Annotated in this window: 2 protein-coding genes and 1 pseudogene; all 3 read right to left on the reverse strand. The window is 70.1% G+C overall.

Going from position 1 to position 3,820, the window contains the following annotated elements; translation table 11 throughout:
- Positions 1–168, reverse strand: a 168-nt coding sequence (locus AC2CJA_RS25235; protein WP_484604983.1) for a roadblock/LC7 domain-containing protein, incomplete at its 3' end; no start/stop codon positions are given.
- Positions 119–3,319 carry a sensor histidine kinase gene (locus tag AC2CJA_RS25240; RefSeq protein WP_484604982.1) on the reverse strand — a complete coding sequence of 1,067 codons (3,201 nt, stop codon included), beginning with the start codon at positions 3,317–3,319 and terminating at the stop codon, positions 119–121. The genes AC2CJA_RS25235 and AC2CJA_RS25240, both read right to left, overlap by 50 nt.
- A gap of 371 nt (positions 3,320–3,690) precedes the next feature.
- Positions 3,691–3,820: pseudogene (locus tag AC2CJA_RS25245) on the reverse strand (ATP-binding protein); the annotation flags it as partial.

A 3,820-nucleotide genomic window follows, 5' to 3' on the forward strand; every position in this document is an offset into this window, starting at 1 on the left:
GGCCAGAAGGAGGCCGTCGGCGGAGACCACCACCGTGTGCGACACCCCCGGGGTGTTGCTCACGAAGTTGGTGATCAACCAGTTCAGGTTCTGCGCCGCCTGGCTCATCGGGCTCACACTAACGCTCCTGATCGTAGGTGCTGCCGGGGCCGAAGCCCGGTCGGTCATTCTGGGTGTTGTCCGAGCCGCCCGCGGTGCGCCCCCGCCGGACGCCGCGGTGCAGGTTGCTCAACCTGCCCCGGACGTCCTCCGGGTTGCGGGAGACCTGGGCCCCCTCCTGGGGTGTCTGCTCCGCGGCGCCCTCGACCAGATTGGCCTTGGGCACGCGGCGGGGCAGACCGGAGGGCGTGACTCCGCCGGCCTTGGGGTCGCGGACCCCCTCCGCCCGCTGCCAGCGCTCGTCGTTCGCCGTGCGCCAGCCGGAATCGTCGGAACGATCCGCCTGCCGGGGCACTTCCGGAGATTCCGCTTGCGGCTGGTACCGCGGGACCGGCGCCTCCTCGGGCTGCTGCCTCCGCGACTCCCGGCGCGGGAGTCCTGCGCCGGTCAGCGTGGAAGGAGCGTCCGAAGTCCGACCCGGTCGATCGAAGCCTACGCGTTCCTGGCCGTCTTCGGGAGCGCTGGGGAAGGATTCCGCTTCCGGGTTCCGGGCGGGCTCCTGCCCGGTGCCGTAGCCGTTCCCGCCATACTCGGTCCCGTCGTACCCGACCCCGTCGAAGCCGCTCCCGTAGTCCGGCCGGTACTCCTCCTGGTAACCCTGGGCGTACCCGCCGCCCTGCTGCGGATACTGCTGCGGGTACTGCTGATGGCCTTCCTGGTACCCCTGGCCGTATCCCGTCTCCTGCCCGTGGGAGGCGTCGTCCGGGAATCCGGCCCGCGAGCCGTACTGACCGGTCTGCTCGGGGTCGTAGGGGGCCTGCCGGAGAGCGTACTGCTCCTGGGCGTCGTGCCCGTCCCCGTGGTCGCCGTAGTCCCCGTCCTGCTGCTGGTACTGGGACTGCTGGGACTCCAGCGCCGCACGCCGCTCCCCACGCGTCAGTGAGTGTCCGACCGGGTCGAGCCGGGAGGGGTCCTCCTGCTCCCCCGGCCGGGAACCGTAGCGGGAGTCGTCGAAGCCCAGGTCCGCTGCGGACAGCTGCTGGTTCCGGGGCGCGGACTGGGCCGCGTTCGGCTGCTCCGGGACGATCCGGGAGACGGTGAAGTCCTCCTCGGCCTCCTCCTGGCCGCCGCCACCGTGGGTGATCTCCTCCGGAAGCATGACCAGCGAGGTGGTGCCCGCCTGCTCGCCGGAGGGGCGCAGCTGGACGCGGATGCCGTGCCGGCCTGCCAGGCGGCCGACCACGAACAGGCCCATGCGCTGGGAGATGGCCACGTCCACCGTCGGCGGGTTGGCCAGCTTGTGGTTGATGTCGGCGAAGTCCTCGGGGGTCAGGCCGATGCCCTTGTCGTGGATCTCGATCATCACCCGGCCGTCGGGCAGCCTGGTCGCGGTGACCTTGACCTTGGTCTGCGGGGAGGAGAACGAGGTGGCGTTCTCCAGCAGCTCGGCCAGCAGGTGCACCAGGTCGGTGACGACGGCGCCGTGGATCTCGCTCTCGGGGACGCCGGAGAGCTCGATGCGCTCGTAGTCCTCCACCTCGGAGGAGGCGGCGCGCAGCACGTCCACCAGTGGCACGGGCTGGGTCCAGCGGCGGCCGGGCTCCTCACCCGCGAGGACCAGCAGGTTCTCGCCGTTGCGGCGCATACGGGTCGCCAGGTGGTCCAGCTTGAAGAGGTTCTCCAGCTGGTCGGGGTCGGCCTCGTTGTTCTCCAGGTCCGTGATGAGGGCCAGCTGGCCCTCGATGAGGCCCTGGTTGCGGCGCGAGAGGTTGGTGAAGATCGCGTTGACGTTCCCCCGCAGCAGCGCCTGCTCGGCGGCGAGCCGGACGGCTTCGCGGTGGACCTGGTCGAAGGCGCGGGCGACCTCGCCGATCTCGTCACGGCTGTTGATCGGGATGGGCCGGACACGGGTGTCGACCTTGCCCGGGTCGGTGCGGGAGAGCTGGTCGACCAGCATCGGCAGCCGCTGCTGGGCGACGTCGAAGGCGGCGGTGCGCAGCCTGCGCATGTTGCTGCTCATCGAGCGGGCCATCATCCCGGCGATCACGAAGGCGACCACCAGGGCGGCGAGCACGATGACGGAGTTGACGACGGCGTCCCGCTTGGCGTCCGAGGCGATCCGGGCCGTCTCGTTCACCGCCCGGTCGGTGAGGTCCTTCTCCACCTCGCGGTAGGCGTTGAACTTGGCGGTGGCCGCGGCGTACCAGTTCTCGGCGGTGACGCCACCCGCCTTCAGCTCCTGGGGGGAGTTCCCGGAGGCGATGGCCTGGACCATCCTGTCGGTGGCGGGCGGGGCGGCGAAGTCCCGCCCGGCGGCCTCCGCCTCGTCCTGAGCCTCCGCGAGCCGCTCGCGGACGTCCTCGTTCGCCTTGACCGTCTCCTCCTGCAGCAGCTCCCAGTCCTCCGGGGAGGCGCCGCCGCGGTACTCCTCGACCGCGATGTTCTCCAGGTACGCGTAGGAGCTGAAGGCGGTGAGCCGGCGCTGCTTGTCCGCGGCGCCCGGACCGGGCTCGATCAGCAGGTGGGTGCCGATCGAGCGCTGCAGGGACGCGGCGGCCTTGGAGAGGGAGACGGCGTAGACGGTGCGGCCGTAGGAGGTGACGTTGCCGGTACCCAGGCCCAGTTCGTTGGCGAACTCCATCAGCGGGTGCTGGACCCGGACGTAGCCCTCCTCGGTCTCCACGCCCTCGAGCCGGTCGGTGTAGGCGGCCTGGCGCAGTTCCTCCAGTTCCGGCTCGACCTGCTCGAAGGCGGCGAGGCGGCGCTTGAGGTTCTGCTGGTCGGGCATCTGCTCGACCCGGCGGTGGAACTCCTCGCGCGCGGCGTCGGTGACCCCGCGCACCTCCTGGATCACCGGGTCCTCCGTCTTGCCCTGCAGCAGCGGAGCGGCGGTGCGGTCGCGTTCGTCGATCAGGGCGTGGCCGTACGCGGCGGCGGCACGGACCAGTTCCGCGGTGCGGTTGGCGTCCTCCGCCTCGTTCAGCGTGTCCAGGGAGTTCTGCACCCGGAAGCCACCGAAGACCAGGGCGACGAGCACAGGGATGAGGAGGATGGCGTTCAGTCTGGTGGCCACACGCCAGTTGCGCACCGCGAACCGGCCGCCGCCGTTCGGCTCCCCACCGTTCCCGGGCAGGTCGGAGTGCGCCTCCACGGCGCGCTGCGGCGGCGTGAAGTTGCCACGCGGCCCCCCGGGCGGGGAGCTCGGATTGCTTCGCCTCACTCGACCAAACCTCTCGGCTTCAGCCCATCGTCTTCGATGAAACCGTAACTACTGCTGAGTTCAGCGAATTTCAGCACGGCAGGCGGAGGCTTTCCAAACACCTGGACCAGTGGCGAATCACACGTGGACACCAGGAAGGAAAGGGTCATATAACGCACGGAATGACAAAAGGTTGAATTTTTGTGTGCACTGGGGAGCGGAGCGCTCGCGGCGAGTGGCATCCGCCCCGCAATTCTCTGTCGAAACGTTATGAAGACCGGGGTGTACCGGGTACGAGACCCGGTACACCCCGGCTACTGATCCATAACCCACTGTCGCCGTCGACGGCCCGGGCGATCCTGGCGGCCACCGTACGCCAAGCGGCCGCCGGCTCAGCGCAGGCGTGCCAGAAGGGCGTGTTCGACCAGGGTGATCAGCGCGCTCTTCGCATCCGCGCGGTGCCGCGCGTCGGTGGTGATGATCGGCGCGTCCGGACCGATCTGCAACGCCTCGCGCACCTCG

Source organism: Streptomyces sp. ATLC9 (assembly GCF_057196705.1).